This window comes from Acetobacter nitrogenifigens DSM 23921 = NBRC 105050, assembly GCF_000429165.1.
Taxonomy (GTDB): Bacteria; Pseudomonadota; Alphaproteobacteria; order Acetobacterales; family Acetobacteraceae; genus Acetobacter; species Acetobacter nitrogenifigens.
Window position 1 is genome coordinate 44,710 of sequence record NZ_AUBI01000014.1, and the last position, 15,971, is coordinate 60,680.

A 15,971-nucleotide genomic window follows, 5' to 3' on the forward strand; every position below is an offset into this window, starting at 1 on the left:
AGAAGGCGGCCACGCGGCAGGCCTGTGATCGACCATGCCACATGACAATACCATGACCGAAATGGGCGCCCTGCGCAAGCGGCGCGTGACGCCCTGCCTGGACAGATCCGTCGCGACATCAAGAAACCGCCACAAGTGCATGAATTAATGACTTAGGCATAAAAATATGAAACTGTCCCCCTGTCATACCCGGAAGGCCAGATGACGAAAAACGAGAGAACATGCGCCCCTGTCCCGACCGGGCCTGTTGCGCAAACCCGGCAGTTCAAACAGGGGCTGCTGGACGGTTGCGGCTCGAAGGGAATCGACGTCGCCTCCCGGTCGACCGAACGCGTCGATCTTGTCCGCCGCGCGACCCTTTTCGTGGGCCTCGCCCCTCTGGTCCCGGCAGCGGCTTTCGCGCGATCGCACCCCCACGCCCATACATTAGGCGCGCCGCATTCAGCTCCCACGCATACCCCCCCCCTGCATGCGCCTGCGGTGATCCGGAAAGCCGCAGCCCCCCTTCCGCTCGTCATGCTCGATCCGGGTCATGGTGGAAAAGACCCGGGCGCTATTGGATATTCAGGCACCTTCGAAAAGCACGTCGCTGAAGCGGCCGCCAATGAGCTTGAGCGGCAATTGCTCGCCACGGGCCGCTATCGCGTGGCGATGACGCGAACCGGCGACCGTTTCATTCCCCTCGAAGGGCGCGTCGATATGGCGCAGGCGCACAAGGCCGAGTTGTTCATCTCCATGCACGCCGACGCTTTGCACGACGCCTCCGTCCGGGGCGCCAGCGTCTATACCCTATCCAGCAACGCCTCCGACAGCCAGACCGCGACCATCGCCCAAAGCGAGAACAGCGCGGACCTGTTCGGCGGACCGCACGTCCATGCGACGTCGCCCGCCGTGCAGCAGATTCTGGCGAGCCTTGTTTCAGAAGAGACAAGACGCGGATCGGCGCATATGGCCAGTTCCGTCGTCTCTTCCCTGTCGTCCCGCCTGACGATGCTCAGCAATCCGCACCGGCATGCGGCCTTCGTTGTCCTGAAGGCGGCGGACATCCCGTCCGTGCTTGTCGAGATGGGCTTCATGTCCAACCGCATGGACGAAGCCGCCCTGCGCGCCGCCGGACACCGCGCCATGGTCGCAGGAGCGATGCGCGACGCCGTCGATCGCTATTTCATGTCGGCGGGCGTTGGCGTCGGCTGAACGCCGCACCTTCTGGCTCGCTACGATATGGGGCCGTCCGCGGGCTTATGCGTCGCAGACGCCTTCGAGACGACCGACCGAACGCCCATCATTCTCCCGCGGCCCTTCGAACGGCAGAACGGGCGTTATCGACGACCCAACTCGCAATCTCACCAACGTCACTCAGCCTGAATGTCACAAGAGCGGGCGGCAGGTCGGCCAGCGCGTCGCAAGCGTCACCAAGAGCGACGGCGCGCACAGCAGGACGTTCGGGCCATAGCGGCGGCTTGCCGACTTCCCGACGCCACACCTCCAGAGCGATTGGTAAACGGGCGCCGAACCCTTCGACCAGAATGATGTCCACCGGTTCCATGCGCCCCACCAGACTGTCGATGTCCGGCTCTTCCTGCGTCGACTGCTGCTCATGCATCAACGCCCAGCGTGAGCCTGTCGCCAGCATGATCTCACGCGCGCCCGCTTCCCTGTGGCGAAAACTGTCCTTTCCCGGCCGATCGAGATCGAAGCCGTGATGGGCGTGCTTGATCGTCGACACGGTCTTTCCCAAGGCGGACAGCGCCGGAATCAGTCGCTCGATCAGCGTGGTTTTGCCCATTCCGCTTCGTCCGGCGATTCCCATCAGCAATGGAGGTTTCATCCGTCACAGTGTCCTTTCCACCACATGCGCTCGCCCCGCAGGGCTGTGTATCACAGCGCTGCGCGTATGCTATTTCAGGAGCGGGCCTGTAGCGGCAAGGTCCGTCATTGCTCAGGAGGCGATCATAAGGCTATGCGCGAACTTCCTGCACGCATCCGGGGGACGACATGAGCGACGACCGTCGCCATGCCGCGCTTATTCTTGCTGGCGGCGAAGCGCGGCGTTTGAATGGCGTCGACAAGGCCAGCCTGGATCTCGGTGGCGCGACGCCCCTGTCTCTGCTCGTCGCCGCCTTGCAGGACGCGTGCGACGCCATCGCGATCAGCACGAACACGCGGAACCCGGCGACGGCGGCCCTTGAAAAGCCCATGCTCGCCGACCCGATCCCCGGCGTCGGCCCTCTTGGAGGCGTGCTTGCCGGACTTGAATGGGCGCACCGCGAAGGCTTCGCCAGACTTATGACCGTACCCGGCGACACGCCCTTCATCCCGTCCAATCTAATCGAGAAACTGGCTGCGCCGCTCTCCGTGGCGTCATCGGGCGGGCGAACCCACCCACTGATCGCTTGCTGGCCGACATCGGCCGCGCCGACGCTTCGGAACTGGATCGAGGAGCGCATGGCGGAGGCTCGGCCGGAGGCAGGAAAATCGGCAGCGTGGCGGGTCCGTGATTTTATGAAAAACCTCGGCGCCTGGCGGGTCGTCGAGTTTTCTGCCGAGGACGGCGACCCTTTCTTCAACATCAACACCCCGCAAGATCTCGCCTGGGCGCGCACGCGCAGGGAAGCATCACGCATCGATACGAAAAACGTCCGGTCATGACGAATTCTTCCCCCACCTCTTACGATCCTGCGTTCTGGAGAACTGTTACCCGGCTGGGCGGCGACTCACACGACGCACGCAGACTGGCGATAGCGGACGAGACGCCGCTCTCACTGATTTACAGCGGCGTCCCCTATTCGGTTATGATGGTGACGCCCAGCGACATCGAAGATTTCATTATCGGCTTCTCGCTGACCGAGGGATTGATTTCGGCGCCTGACGAGATCGCTTCAATACAAATTCGCGACGGCGTAGACGGTCTTATCGCCGAAATCGCGACATCGGGCGCGGCTATGAAAACCGTGCTCGCGCGCCGCAGGAGCATGCCGGTTCGAAGCAGTTGCGGCGTCTGCGGCGCCGAAGATACGGACGCGCTCATGCGTCCGCTGCGCCCCGTCACCTCTCCCGCACTGAGGGCGGCAGCAGTCGCACGAACGCTTGCTGAGCTACGCGGCAGGCAGATTCTTAACAGAGACGTTCATATGCTGCACGCTGCGGCCTGGTCGACTCTCGATGGCGATATCGTTCTCGTGCGGGAGGATGTTGGGCGGCACAATGCGCTCGACAAGCTGATCGGGGCGACGTCGAGGAAAAATCTTGATATGTCACATGGATTTTGCACGATAAGCAGCCGCTGCTCGTTCGATATGGTGCAGAAATCGGTCGCTGCGGGGATTGGCGCGCTGGTCGCCGTGTCCGCGCCAACGGAGCGAGCCGTGAAACTGGCCGAGCAGGCCGGTCAAACGCTGGCGGCGTTGGCGCGTGGCGACGACGCGTGGGTGTTCACGTCGCCCGACCGGAAAGGCCCCGGCGTTTGAAGCGTCATCCGATCAGCGGAAGCCTCTGGCCGGATGACGATGCTCGTTATGACAACAAGCCGGAGCCTCGTCCGTGAACCGGCGCAAACAGTTAAGACTCCAATACGTCATGCCTGTTGCAACCGGAAAAAATGTCCGCGCAAGCCGGGCGCTCATCCGCGAATGGATCACGCCCTACAGCATCGGCGCGTCGGCGCCGGTCAATTCACGGCGAATGATCTTCATCGGCACCAACCCGGAAGATAACAACCCGTCATGAAACTTCTGCAAAGAGAATGAGGCTCCGTCTCGCTTCCGCATATCCTCACGCAGATGCAGGATCATCAGCTTTCCCAGCAGATACGAGTAATATCCAGGATCGGCCGTACCACGACGCGCTTCTTTGTACGCCATGACGGACGATTGATAACATTCGCGCTGCATCATTCCGGTCGCGTCCTTCAGAGACATTCCCTGCGTGTGCATGCCAAAAGCCGCAAGGAAACGGCAGTCGCGAAGAAGAGCGTCCTGCAACTGCGCCAGATGCAGCCTGGCGTCCTGAGCATGAAAGCCCTGCTCGACCATCATCTGCTCGGTGTAATGCGCCCATCCCTCCGTCGTGGAATAGGACTGTGCTCCTTTCCGCGTCAGGGTCCAGCCAGGGTTGGCGCGCAGGTACAGACCCTGCACGAAATGTCCGGGCATCGCTTCATGAACAGTGATGTTCAGGAGTGAAGGCGTATTGAAATCTTCCAAAGACTCCTCAGCCTTCTTCGCATCCAGCTTCGGGTCGATGGGCGTCACGTAGTAAAACGACGTCGTCGCCTTCGTCTCGAAAGCGCCCGGCCAATCCGTCGCGGCGGTGATCAGGGAGCGCTGGAAGCTCGGCGTGTCCGTCACCACCGGCAATGTGGCGTTGGGCAACGTCACGATGCGATGCGTCGTCACGAAGCTCTGGGCGTCCTTCAACTGATCGCGCACCAGCTGATTGAGCGCGTCAGCCGCGACGTGATCCTTGCGGATTTCGGCGAGCGCGTTTTTCGGGTGGGATGGGTCCACCTCTCGTTCGGCCTGATGGAACGCGATCTGGTCACGCTTCAGTTGCGCGCGGCCCGCTGCGATCACTGTATCGAGCGGAGTATCCACCATATCCGCCGCCAGCATCGCCTTCATCGTATCGGCGCCAAGTGCGAAGCCGCCGGATGGCTTGATGCTTTCGAGTTTCGTTCCAAACATCTGCAGAGCGTCAAGCACGCTGGCGGTGCTGGACCGTAATTGCGCCTGCAACGCAGGGTCCTTCACCCCGGCGAAAGCTTCGGGCACGTTGTCTTTTACGAAAGACACTGCTCCGGCGAGATCCTCTTTGGAGATTTCGATGAAAATCGCGGGAACCTGTGTAAGCTGACTCTCGCCTGTCGCCAGCATCGCAGGGATCAGCTTTTCTCGCGCTATGACGTTCTTCATACGCTCCGAAAGCGGCGCAAAGTCCCGATCAATCAGGCTGTAGAGCGCGTTGGTGGCGAGCGAAACATAGCTGTCAGGATTATGCGCGTAGGGCTGAATACGCTCGTTCGAGAGCAGTTCGCCATTGATCTCGGCGACGAGGACGTCCCTGTCGTCCTGACGCCGCTGAGGCAGACTGGAGACGTCAAGCGCGGTCAGCGCATCCTTTTCGCGACGCAAGCGCGCCGTCTGCGCGACAGTCGCAGCGACGGAGACGTCATCCAGTTCGCCATCGGCATTGTGGACGCCAAGCAGGGTCGAAGAAACCGGACTCGCCGCCCACTCGGCGTCAAAATGCGCTTTCTCGATTGCATCGAGTGTGGACGAGGCCGGCGGCGCGGCATGAGCGGCTATACCGATCATTGAGACCGTCACGGCCAGAAAGATACGCCGGACGGCGCGTGGTGCATGCATGTTCATAAGCGGCACGATATCTGGGGCACAGCCCCGTGCAAAGCGTGGGCCGATCGAAAGAAGCAGGCCGCTCACGCCTTCCTGAGCCAGAATTGATAGTGGCTGGTCTTCCATACAGACGCGCCCTACGCAGCGCTGACCAGATGTCTCCCAGTCGGCAGCCTCCCCGCTTGCAGAGCGGCGCCAGATCAGAATTCGTCGTAGAAGCCCAGTTTGGATTTGCGAAATTCGATCAACGCGTTTACCGCCCGAAAAAAAGAGGCATCCGGCTTTTTGTCAAAATAATTGCGAAAAAAAATCATATCTTCGTCGAAGAAGTTTCCTTCCCCCTTGTAGGTAATGATTGGAAAGCCATCGGCTTTTCTATTTTCGTTTATCGCGGTAATAAATCCTTGATACCACGCGTAGTATACAACCTTCCACCACATCGTGTTGACTTTATATGTTTCTATCTCGAGATAAGCGTGCTGTCCCGTCATTTTTGAAGTATCTCTGTATATTCTATCGAGAAAATCTTTTCCTTTATTATGCCCAACCCCAAAAATAAGCGCGTTTTTGCCCATAAAACCCGCATGAAATTCGGAAGACGAAACCCCGTGATCGTCCAGCACGATCAAGGCGCCATCGTTGTCCAATTCATAGATTTCTCCATTGTCGCCAACCACGTCGGCGTCGAGACGGCGGGCGATGCGCACCATTTTTGCCATCAGGTGATTATCGGGATACTTGGCGGTGATGACTCCGCCTGCTCCCCACAGATATCGCGACTCACTCTCCGGGTCTGGATGGGCAGACCATATGGCGGTGTCGACGCCATATTTGTCTGCGTGCTCGCCGACAAAGAACTTAAGCTCCTTATCGGCGCGAATAATGGCGAACCATTCATCCAGCGTGATCTGCGGCCCTTTCTTGCGCGAAAATAAGGGATTTCGCGTTATTTCCACATCGTAGCCCACAATATCTTCGCCTTCGAAAAATTATTTAAATCAAGGCATAAAAATAAATTCCCGGCGCCGCAATCTAAGCAAATATTCTCAGCTTCTTATGTCATACATCTTCTGACACACAGTCAGGCTCGATACAGGCAAGTCATGTGGCCTTTCCGCTGCGCTTAACGCTCTTCGGCAACGGCCCTTCACTCTTCAGACTATTCCAGGAGAGCAGACAATCGACCAGAAACGCAGCCAGCGCGGCCACAGTCGCAAGCAGAGCCGCACCGAACATGAGCACCAGCCACAAGGCTATGGACGCGTCGCGGACGCTGCCGAGGAACAACACAAACGCCGCGCCGCAAGTCGTCGCGCCTGCGAGGCCAGCGAACAGGATAGACAGGTCGAGCACGAACGTCCGTCGGCGGAGATGAAACAGGTGGCGGTGCAAACTCTGCCGGGCGTGCTTGTCCACCTCGTCGTCCAGCAGGTCGGACGCCTTTTCGATATGATCGGCCACGCGTGCGGAGCGGGTGTTGAAAAGATTCAACAGGGTGCCGACGCCGGACAACATGAAAACCGGCGTCAGCGCGGTTTCAATCAGATGGGCGACGTCGCCTGCTGAATCCGTGGCGAGCGAGGACAGGGGAAGAGGCATCAGATCAGACACAGTTTGTTGCGATCCGGGCGTTCTACCCTTTTGATCGTCCAAGTTCAAAATTTCGTGCGAACCACGCATTGGCGCGACCACGATAGTCGCCCCAATGCGTCGCCCCCAAAATCACTCCCGGATGAGCACCCGGTCGGCCGCCGAAAGCCGGTCTTTCGCCGTGCTCGCCTGATGCCAGTAGGGGTAAATCAGCGGCGGACGACTCGCCTCCTCCAGCTTCGTCGTCTCCTCCGCCGACAGATGAAGTTCCGCCGCCTTCAGGTTCGACAGAAGTTGCTCCTCCGTTCGGGCGCCGATGACCAGAGACGTGACGCCGGGGCGCGCTACCGTCCATGCAAGAGCCACTTCGGCTGGCGAAACGCCGCGCTCTTCCGCTATGGCGACCAGCACGTCCACGACGTCGAACAGGCGCTCCTTGTCATGGACCGGGGGCTCGCCCCAGTTCTCCAGTTGGCGCCCCTGTGGCGTCGGTTGATCGCGACGGTATTTGCCAGAGAGAAGACCGCCTGCGAGCGGGCTCCACACCTGTACGCCGATTCCCTGATCCACGGCGATCGGCAGAAGCTCATACTCTGCGTCACGCGCCTGCAACGAGTAATAAATCTGTTGCGCGGTAGGGGCGATCAGACGGTCACGCTCCGCGATGGACAGGGCTTTCATAAGATGCCAGCCGGAAAAATTGGAAACGCCCGCATAGCGGATCTTTCCTGCGCGACGCAGCGCGTCCAGCGCCTCCAGCGTCTCGTCCAGCGGCGTCAGGCCGTCCCATTCATGCAGGTAGTAAAGATCGATATGGTCGCGATCCAGTCGCTTCAGACTGGCCTCGCACGCCGCGATCAGATGCTGGCGCGACAGACCCACGTCATTCTGGCCCGGCCCCATACGAAACCGCGCCTTGGTGGTGACAAGCGTCTCCTCCGTGCGGCCCTTCAGGGCCTGACCGAGAATTTCCTCGGACGCGCCAGTGGAGTAGATGTCCGCCGTGTCGAACATCGTGATCCCGGCCTCGATGCAGAGATCGATCTGACGTTTCGCGCCCGTCAGATCGACATTGCCGGTCTTCGCGAAATTTCCGCGCCCGCCGAACGTCATCGTTCCCATCGTGAGCGCGGAAATACGCAGGCCCGAACGGCCCAGTTGGCGATATTCCATCGTCGTGCTCCTTTATCTGTCGCGCGCGTGCGCCACGCAGGGATTACGAATGACTGCCGCTATCAATCCCGAGTCACGTAAGTCACCTGCAAAGAGCCGACGCCCTCGCACTCCGCGCGCACTATGTCGCCAGCCCGCACAGGGCCGACGCCCGACGGCGTTCCCGTCATGATCAGGTCGCCGGGACGCAGGGTAACATAGGTCGACAGAAACGCGATGATCTGCGGCACGGACCAGATCAGATCATCGAGATTTCCTGACTGCCTTACTTCCCCATTTACCGTGAGCTCAATTTTCCCCGATGTCGGATGTCCGTTTCGCGCTGCGGGCGCGATGGGGCTGATCGGGCAGGACTGGTCGAAGCCCTTGCTCAGATCCCACGGCTGCCCCCCTTTCTTCGCGATCGCCTGAAGGTCCCGACGGGTCATATCGAGGCCAACGGCGTAGCCGTAGACAAGATCAAGAGCACGTTCTTCCGGAACGTCAGCGCCTTCCCCGCCTATGGCGACCACCAGTTCGACCTCGTGATGCAGGTCGTCCGTGTGAACAGGGAAAGGCAGACCCTGCTCTTCGGTGACGGCGTCGGAGGGCTTGGAGAAGAAAATCGGCGGATCGCGCGACGGATCGCCTCCCATTTCACGCGTGTGTTCGGCGTAGTTGCGTCCGACGCACCAGATCCGGCGCACCGGAAACCGTGCTTCCTCGCCAGCCACACTCACACTCGCCTGCTTCGGCGCGTCGATCACATACGTCATTACGGTGTTGTTCCTTGCTCGCCGTGTTTCTGTCGGACCCAGGCTACCGCATCGGACGAACGCTGTTGAGCAGGCGCGCCGAAACTTCCCGCTATTGTGTCGAGAGCTGGACGACCGAAATAATGCGAAAGGGATCGCTACGACGTCTCCACTTTTTGCATACGTTACTTTATGTCAAAATATTAGCGTCGGCGTTCGGTTACACTGGCGGCGTATTTTGCCGCATCTCGGCGCAAAACCGGGGTCGATCGCCGGATTTTAGGAGCAGGGCGTTCGTGCAGCGACCGGAATTGAGTTTGACCATCCCCGCACGGCTGCACTGGAGCCGTTTTCCACTGCGACTGGCGCTGACGACGCATGCAATTCTTCTCGCGCTTGGCGTCATGCTTGCGTGGCGTTCGGGCGTCGTCCGCTCGGCCTGCCATTGGGACTGCGAGTGGTATTCCGCCATCGCGCGGTCAGGCTATGGCGTTCTCGTGAAGTCTGGCCCCGAAGCCCTGCCGGGTCAGGGCTCATGGGCTTTTTTTCCGCTTTTTCCTCTCGCCATGCGACTGGTGAGCGTCGTAACGACATTGAACGTCGCGGCGGCTGGCCTATTGCTGAACGCCGTGTCGCTCCCGATCCTGCTCTGGCTCACTTTTGACTGGACCCGCAAACAGCACGGCATCAGAGACGCCCGTTTCTTCTGTCTCTTTTTCCTGCTGTACCCTTTGGGACTGTGGTTCCGGCTTCCTTATAGCGAGACGCTGTTCGGCCTGACGCTCATGCTGTGCCTCACGCGGCTGCAGGCGGGCGCCCTGCTGCAGGCAGGCGCCGCAGGCGCGCTCATGACGGCGGCAAGGCCTACGGGCGCCCCGATTCTCTTTGTCCTCGCGGTGGCGCATGTGCTTGCGGCCATGAAGATTGATCAGCAGAACGGCGCCGCCATGCTTCGGAAAGCAGGAACAGCGTCGCTGGGCGGCGCCGTCGCCGAAAGCGCCGTGTTGGTTACAATCGGCGTCAGCGGTCTGGCGGCCTATATGCTGTATCTCCACCACACGATCGGCGATGCGCTGGCGTTTTCCCACGTGCAAAGCGGCTGGGGGCGGCATTTGAACAATCCCCTCTCGCACATTACCGCTGGAATGCGCCTGCCGCACGCGGCCACCCTTGTCCCGTTCGCGGTCATAGAACCAATCGTGCTGATATGGGCGTTCGCCGTCGGCTTCCGGATGGAGAGCGCAATCCTCGGCGTCACATGGCTTCTGTCCGTGTCGACAGGACTGAATTCCATCTACCGAATTGTGCCCGCCAATCCCCTGATGATCGTCGTGTTCTGGCGCGCGGCGCGTAGCCTCAATACGACATGGAAATGGGGCACCTTAGGGCTTTTCGCAATCCTCGACATTATTATTGGGATTTTGTGGATTCATGGAAAATCGACGCTCGCCTGACGCGCCTGCGCCCGTTTCGCGTCGCACAGCGCGACGACCGGCGTTGTTGATTACGGCGTTGCTCGCGGCGGCGCTGGACGTGTACGCCGCATGGGCCGTCCTCAGCCCGGCGCCCACTGCTGAATATCGCGCGTTGTTCCCGAATGCGGCGGCGCAGTGCGGCCGAAACGCGCGTTCCGCACCGCTGGCGGTTCGCTAAAGTCGCTCTGGTCGAAACAAAATCGCCGTATCCAGACGGGGACGCCGCAAGGCATAGCCGCCCGGATCACGTTGGACATCCACCGTCACGCGATCCGCGCCACCAGATAAGCCGCAAGCTCTATATCGAAAAAACTATTTATATAATGAAGAATTTGAAACTTTTCAAAAGAGAGTTCGGTGTCGCGCTGCAGAAGAAGGACGCCCTGTCGGTTCACGGCCCCTTATCACACGGACAGACGACCTCACCCCAACGGATCGGTCTGAAACAACGTGACACGCAAGCCGCCATGCGGCACCGGGGCGTCATTGGGCAGAAACGGAAGGCCCGTGGCATGAGCCAGACCGGAATCATTAGCCACCAGCCCTACGCGCCACCCGGAAAAACGCTGCATCAGGATCTTGCCAAGCGCACCATAAAGCGGCGCCAATTCGCCCTTGTCCCCAATCCGCGCGCCATAGGGCGGGTTGATCATCACAAGACCAGGCGGTCCATCGGGGGGCGTCGCCTCGCTGATAACCGCACAGCGAAAGTCGGTGAATGCCGTGACGCCAGCACGTTCAGCATTCTCGCAACTCATGGCGATCGCCCCAGCGTCCCGGTCACGACCGTAATATCGCGCCGTCGGCGTGCGAACGCCCCTGGGCGCCCGCATGGCCCGCCACGCTTCTTCGTCGAACGTGGCCATCCGCTCGAACGCGAAATTACGTGCGCGCCCCGGATTGAGCCGAGCCGCGATTTCGGCGGCCTCGATAACGAATGTTCCAGACCCGCACATCGGGTCAACCACCGACTCCACACCGTCGAAGCGGCATTGGCGCAGAAACAGCGCAGCCAACGTCTCCCGTAACGGCGCTCGATTCACCGCCTGCTTATAGCCGCGCCTGTGCAGCAACTCACCCGACGTGTCCACGCTCAACACGCACATATTACGCTCGATCCGCAACCGGACCACGACCTCGGCCACAGGCGAAACCTGTGCGCCGAGAGCGCTTTTGATCGCCGTCTCAACGCGCTCGGCGGCCGCCCCCTCGTGATAAATTCGCGAGCCCAGGCAGACTGCCTCCACGCGAAACGCAACGTCGGGACGCAGGACCGACGCCCAGGCCACGCGCCGCGCCCGGCGTTCGAGTTCGGCCAAGTGGACCGCGGGGAAGGAATCAACACGCGCCAGAACGCGCGACGCCCCACGTACCCAGAGATTAGCCCGCCATACTTCCGGCCAACCGCCCCGGGTGACGACCCCGCCGGGCACGACCACAGGACGCTTGAAACCCTTCAATCTTACCTCTTCGCACAGCACCAGCTCCAATCCTGGCGGCGCGGCGAGAAATATCTCGAAATCGGTGTCGGCGGTCGTCATCCGTCCTGAATGGCAGGTCCATCCGCCGGGAGCAACGGTTCCGGCAGAGAGACCACACCCACCAAAGCCACTCATCGAGCCTTGTCCGTCCACACTGGCTCACGGATAAGGCTCTGGTTTGTTGTTTTGGCGGGCCTCTTTATCCGATCAGCCGATTACGTCTGATCGGATGGCGGTCCAACGCGCACGCGCGGCCATGCCATGCTCTCCGGGTAGCCACGGAGCACAATGCCCACCCTCCGTTGCGGTTCGACGTTTACAATGGATACGGGACCGTCAACCTCTCCGACGGCGTTCCGTATCAGACGGCGCACAGTAAACTGGGACGGCAGAAAGCTGTTCTACTGAAAGCGGTAGTTGGTACGGCTATTACCGATCATGGCGAATGTCCTTCGCGCGCTCAGGCGCAGAATCACTCGCAGCACCAGCCACCAGCCACCAGCCACCAGCCACCAGCCACCAGCCACCAGCCACCAGCCACCAGCGTTAGAAAGCCCTTACCCGCCGCTCCGCAAGCGCATCGCCCCGCCTTCGTTGCGGCGTGCGCGCATCGTCATGAGCGTCAGGATCACGACGTTCGCAACCAGGCCGATCAGCCCCGGATTGACGCCGCCCGTATCGGCGCCGCTGAAAAACAGCGTCACGGGAATGACGTCGCCAATGAGTATTCCCGCCGCAACCGCTGCGCCCGGCGCCCGCAGGTTAAGCGCGATGACGACGACGCCGGGTAGGAACTGCGTCATGCCGAAATAGGTGAGGTTATTCATGGTCGCCGCGAAAGACGACGCGAAAGCGGCGCCCGCCATCGACGCCAGAAGGTAGACCACGCCGATCGCCTGCGCCCCGGTTTTCTGTTGGCGCTCCGTCAGGGATTTCAGCAGGTTATGCGTGAACAGCGGCCCGATCACCAGACAGGTCCCGGCCAGCACGACGAGCCCTGACAACGCCGCCCCACCCGCCACCAGACCGATCAGCCAGGGCGACAGGAGCTGACGCGCCGTGTCGATGAACACATGGTTGGGTGACAGGCCATCGCCGAAAGCGCCGCGGGCATAGAACGCGACCACGATCAGGAAGGCGAACATCACCATATAAAGCGGCATGGCGATTTGCGCGCGCTGAACCGTGCGTGCGTCCTTCGCCGTAAAGATCGACGCAGCATAGGACGGAAACATGCACAGGCCGCTAGCCTGAAACAGAATATTGGTCGTCATGATGCGGATGTCGCGACCGGTGAAATGAGCAGTCGCCACGCCGCGCAGCATCGCCTCCCGACCGTGCGGCAGCCGCATGGCCGCGACGCCGACCGTGAAGATGGCGGCCAGCAACAACACGTCCTTGATGACCGAAACGTAAGCTGGCGCCCGGATGCCGGAAATGGCCGTGTAGGCGTAGGCGAGCGCGGCGGCGACGCCCATAAGCGCCCAGGCGGGCCAGTCGAAGCCCAGCCCCTGCAACACCATGGTCAAGCCCATGAACTGGATCACGCCCCACGGAATCATGAACAGAATCGCCGCCCCGGCGACGATAATTTCCAGAGAACGACTTGAGAAATGCCGCGCGAAAAGATCGGCCATGGTCACGGGGTCGTACCGCCTCGCCGCCCGCCAGATCAGCGGCCCGAGGAAGTAACCGACAGGAAAAGCGAGCACGATATAGCCGACGAACCAGACGCAAAATGTCAGGCCACGCAGGTAGACTCCGCCCGGAAACGCGGTCAGCACGCCAAGACTGTAAGTCTCTCCGACTGCCAGAAAGAACAGCAGCAATCCGCCGAATTGCCGTGAGGCGACAAAGTAATCGTGGATTTCGTCATGTCGGCGACCGCCGCGCGACCACACTGCGACGAGCAGGGAAAAAACCAGAATGATCGCGAAGACGAGCTTATCCATCGATATCGGAAAACCACATGTGACGCCGCTCGCGTTCAGCCGGAAGGGATGCGTTTTTCAATACGACCCGGAAATGATGCGCCTGTCGACCCCGGACGATCATTTTCGACCGGCGCCGTGTCTGCGCCGCCGCCACGACGCCGAAGAAACCATTCCGCGCGTCAAGCTCAGAGCCGCGTGAACGCCCTGTCGTCGTTACGCCGGGTCGGGCGGCGTCTCGCCGTCGATCACAGCAATCAGCCGCTCCTGCTCCTCGGGCGTGTTGACCGGATAACGATCGAAGTCGGCGCCACGAACCAGATCGGCGAAAAGCCCCTTCGGGTCTTCATGAAAATGCAGAAACGGCTTTGACTTGCGATAAAACACGCCCAGCGACTTTTCCTTGAGCCCTGCTCGCCGAATACGTTGAAGCAGCGGCTCGGCCCCGATCAGCGTATCCTTTGTCGCATGCTTCACCGCGTCGCCCCCTTTTCTCCGCCTGCCGCGTCAGCTCACCAACCGCAGCCGCCGCGCGCCGCGCGGCGGAGGCGTGGAGGCGCGCTGCGCACCCCTTTCCATGTCCAGCGGCAGCAGCGGCGCCGTATCCTCGCCGTCGTCTTCATGGGGCGCATCCGGCAGGCGGCGCCCAAGATAGAGGTCCGAAAGCGCCCGGAAAACATAGTCAAGCATGGACGTGGCGTAGGACGCCACCGGGTCGCCCTCGACCGTGCCGGCGGGTCCGAAGCAGGAATAGGCGAAACGTTCGACATATTCCTCAAGCGGGGCGCCGTATTGCAGCCCGATGCTGACCGCTTCGCTGAAGCTCTCCATCAGGCCGCGCACCATCGGATTCTCGCGCGTCGGCGAAATCTCGATCTCGCCGAGCGTCCCGTCGTCGAACTCTCCGGTCCTGAGGAACAGCCGCCGACCGCCGACCGTCGTCTTCTGCATCACGCCGCCATGCCGGTCCGGCATGCGGCGGGCTACGCCACGCGGCGGCAGGCGCAAGCCCAGTCCGGCGACAGGGTCGGGACGCGGCGGCGCGCGATCGACGAATCCGGCCAGAGCGCGGTGCATGCGCATATGTCCCTCCGGACCGGGAACCGCGAGGGCCGGCGCGCCAGCGATGCTGGCCGCGAACGCCGCCTCCAGCGTCAGGCCGCGCGCCGCCAGACGCGCCAGCGTGCTGGCGGCCAGACGCCCGTCAGCGCGGATCGGCGAGAAGATCGGCGCGAGACCGCACGCCTCGACCCCGAGAAGCGCATCCACGGGGCCGGGCGCGGACAACCCGGTCTCGATGCGTGGCTCCGGCGCGTCCGTCTCAACCGCGGCGCGCGCCCACGCATCGCGGGCGACGGAGGCGAGGCCTGGAATGACGTGGCGATGAGGTGTGAGCGGCAGCCGATCGCAGCCGAGTCCCTCTCGCGCGACCAGCGTCGCCAACGCCATCAGCGAGCATGCAGCGTCACGGCCTTCGTCGCTGTCGTAATCAAATCCGAGAGCAGCAAGGCAGGCGTCCAGATTCGTGAGCAACAGTTCGCCCGCGACCAATTGAGGCTCAGCGAGCGGCAGAGCGGGTTCGGACGCCGCGCCGCTCTTTCTGGCTTCAGCCTTCCCGGCGTTGCGCAACGTCGTGACCTTGCCTGACGGCAAGACTTCCGGCGCTTGCGACTCAGGATCCAGAGCCAGTTCGCCGTTCCGAAGTCCCGCTTTTTCGAGCGCCAGCCTGCGCAACACGCCGCACAACAGTCGTAGGGCCGCGACGAACGTCTCTCCCGCGAACCCTTCTCCTGGCAACGCGAACGCGGCGAGATTGACGACAAAACCGGGGCGCCGATCGAGTTCGCCGCTCCAAAGGGCGAGCGTCGGCGCCGCCTGACGCAGGAGCAGCAGCCATGTCAGCGAACGCGCGGAGCCTTCGTCGTCAGGCGCGACCAGCGTCTCGATCCACCGCGCAGACTCCTCGGCCACGGACACGGCGTCCTGACCGGCCCCCGTTTGAATGGGGGCGATCTGCGCGAGAGCGGCGGCGGCGGCGTCGTCCCAGTCAACCGGCAGGGTCACCCGGCGCGCGGGGGCGTCGGGATCGGGGGAAGCCATGACCGTGCGCATCCGCACGCCGTTCCAGTAGCGTTGAGCGTTCATGAGGGCAGTTTATCGCGCCTGCGCAACGCGGCGGAAGCAGAACAAGACGCCGCTTATGGACCGCAAAACGAGGATATGGGGGATAACTTTT

Annotated in this window: 16 protein-coding genes; 6 read left to right on the forward strand and 10 right to left on the reverse strand. The window is 61.6% G+C overall.

Features of this window, described 5'->3' with window-relative positions:
- Nucleotides 1-201: 201 nt before the first annotated feature.
- Nucleotides 202-1,194, forward strand: a complete 993-nt coding sequence (locus G442_RS0114470) for an N-acetylmuramoyl-L-alanine amidase family protein (RefSeq protein ID WP_084440624.1) — start codon at nucleotides 202-204, stop codon at nucleotides 1,192-1,194.
- A gap of 88 nt (nucleotides 1,195-1,282) precedes the next feature.
- Here G442_RS0114470 and mobB read toward each other — a convergent pair whose 3' ends face one another.
- Complete coding sequence (gene mobB, locus G442_RS0114475; RefSeq protein ID WP_026398573.1) at nucleotides 1,283-1,828, reverse strand: molybdopterin-guanine dinucleotide biosynthesis protein B; 546 nt, start codon at nucleotides 1,826-1,828, stop codon at nucleotides 1,283-1,285.
- A gap of 167 nt (nucleotides 1,829-1,995) precedes the next feature.
- On the opposite strand from mobB, the gene mobA reads away from it, so the two are divergent.
- The gene (gene mobA, locus G442_RS22490) at nucleotides 1,996-2,649 is read left to right on the forward strand and encodes a molybdenum cofactor guanylyltransferase (protein ID WP_035376697.1); all 654 of its coding nucleotides are present in this window, start codon (nucleotides 1,996-1,998) and stop codon (nucleotides 2,647-2,649) included.
- Nucleotides 2,646-3,467 carry a formate dehydrogenase accessory sulfurtransferase FdhD gene (gene fdhD, locus G442_RS22495; protein WP_084440625.1) on the forward strand — a complete coding sequence of 274 codons (822 nt, stop codon included), beginning with the start codon at nucleotides 2,646-2,648 and terminating at the stop codon, nucleotides 3,465-3,467. The genes mobA and fdhD overlap by 4 nt, the downstream gene beginning before the upstream one ends.
- Nucleotides 3,468-3,641: 174 nt before the next feature.
- On the opposite strand, the gene G442_RS0114490 is transcribed toward fdhD, so the two are convergent.
- The 5 genes from G442_RS0114490 to G442_RS0114510 form a co-directional block, all read right to left on the reverse strand.
- On the reverse strand, nucleotides 3,642-5,477 hold the full coding sequence (locus G442_RS0114490; RefSeq protein ID WP_246789469.1) for a DUF885 domain-containing protein: 1,836 nt from the start codon (nucleotides 5,475-5,477) through the stop codon (nucleotides 3,642-3,644).
- 74 nt (nucleotides 5,478-5,551) lie between these two features.
- On the reverse strand, nucleotides 5,552-6,319 hold the full coding sequence (locus tag G442_RS22500) for a hypothetical protein (protein ID WP_035376698.1): 768 nt from the start codon (nucleotides 6,317-6,319) through the stop codon (nucleotides 5,552-5,554).
- A gap of 133 nt (nucleotides 6,320-6,452) precedes the next feature.
- Complete coding sequence (locus G442_RS0114500) at nucleotides 6,453-6,950, reverse strand: DUF2721 domain-containing protein (RefSeq protein WP_026398575.1); 498 nt, start codon at nucleotides 6,948-6,950, stop codon at nucleotides 6,453-6,455.
- Between the two features lie 123 nt (nucleotides 6,951-7,073).
- A complete protein-coding gene (locus G442_RS0114505) occupies nucleotides 7,074-8,114 on the reverse strand; it encodes an aldo/keto reductase (RefSeq protein ID WP_026398576.1) in 1,041 nt (346 codons plus the stop codon).
- A 62-nt stretch (nucleotides 8,115-8,176) separates the two neighbouring features.
- The gene (locus tag G442_RS0114510; protein WP_026398577.1) at nucleotides 8,177-8,869 is read right to left on the reverse strand and encodes a fumarylacetoacetate hydrolase family protein; all 693 of its coding nucleotides are present in this window, start codon (nucleotides 8,867-8,869) and stop codon (nucleotides 8,177-8,179) included.
- A gap of 275 nt (nucleotides 8,870-9,144) precedes the next feature.
- Here G442_RS0114510 and G442_RS24005 point away from each other — a divergent pair, with 275 nt between their 5' ends.
- Both G442_RS24005 and G442_RS0114520 read left to right on the forward strand, forming a co-directional pair.
- Nucleotides 9,145-10,302 (forward strand): hypothetical protein, encoded by a 1,158-nt coding sequence (locus tag G442_RS24005; protein ID WP_026398578.1) that lies wholly within the window; start codon nucleotides 9,145-9,147, stop codon nucleotides 10,300-10,302.
- On the forward strand, nucleotides 10,280-10,501 hold the full coding sequence (locus G442_RS0114520; RefSeq protein WP_026398579.1) for a hypothetical protein: 222 nt from the start codon (nucleotides 10,280-10,282) through the stop codon (nucleotides 10,499-10,501). Before G442_RS24005 ends, G442_RS0114520 begins: the two co-directional genes overlap by 23 nt.
- A 244-nt stretch (nucleotides 10,502-10,745) precedes the next feature.
- Here the strand turns inward: G442_RS0114520 and G442_RS0114530 are convergent, their stop codons facing one another.
- The gene (locus G442_RS0114530; protein WP_026398580.1) at nucleotides 10,746-11,864 is read right to left on the reverse strand and encodes a THUMP domain-containing class I SAM-dependent RNA methyltransferase; all 1,119 of its coding nucleotides are present in this window, start codon (nucleotides 11,862-11,864) and stop codon (nucleotides 10,746-10,748) included.
- 497 nt (nucleotides 11,865-12,361) lie between these two features.
- Complete coding sequence (locus G442_RS0114535) at nucleotides 12,362-13,756, reverse strand: sodium:solute symporter family protein (protein WP_026398581.1); 1,395 nt, start codon at nucleotides 13,754-13,756, stop codon at nucleotides 12,362-12,364.
- A gap of 19 nt (nucleotides 13,757-13,775) precedes the next feature.
- On the opposite strand from G442_RS0114535, the gene G442_RS26685 reads away from it, so the two are divergent.
- A complete protein-coding gene (locus G442_RS26685) occupies nucleotides 13,776-13,937 on the forward strand; it encodes a hypothetical protein (protein WP_154660386.1) in 162 nt (53 codons plus the stop codon).
- A gap of 14 nt (nucleotides 13,938-13,951) precedes the next feature.
- Here the strand turns inward: G442_RS26685 and G442_RS0114545 are convergent, their stop codons facing one another.
- Together G442_RS0114545 and G442_RS0114550 are read right to left on the reverse strand one after the other, a co-directional pair.
- The gene (locus G442_RS0114545; protein WP_026398583.1) at nucleotides 13,952-14,212 is read right to left on the reverse strand and encodes a hypothetical protein; all 261 of its coding nucleotides are present in this window, start codon (nucleotides 14,210-14,212) and stop codon (nucleotides 13,952-13,954) included.
- A gap of 30 nt (nucleotides 14,213-14,242) precedes the next feature.
- Nucleotides 14,243-15,880, reverse strand: a complete 1,638-nt coding sequence (locus tag G442_RS0114550; RefSeq protein ID WP_026398584.1) for a TSCPD domain-containing protein — start codon at nucleotides 15,878-15,880, stop codon at nucleotides 14,243-14,245.
- Nucleotides 15,881-15,971: the final 91 nt, after the last annotated feature.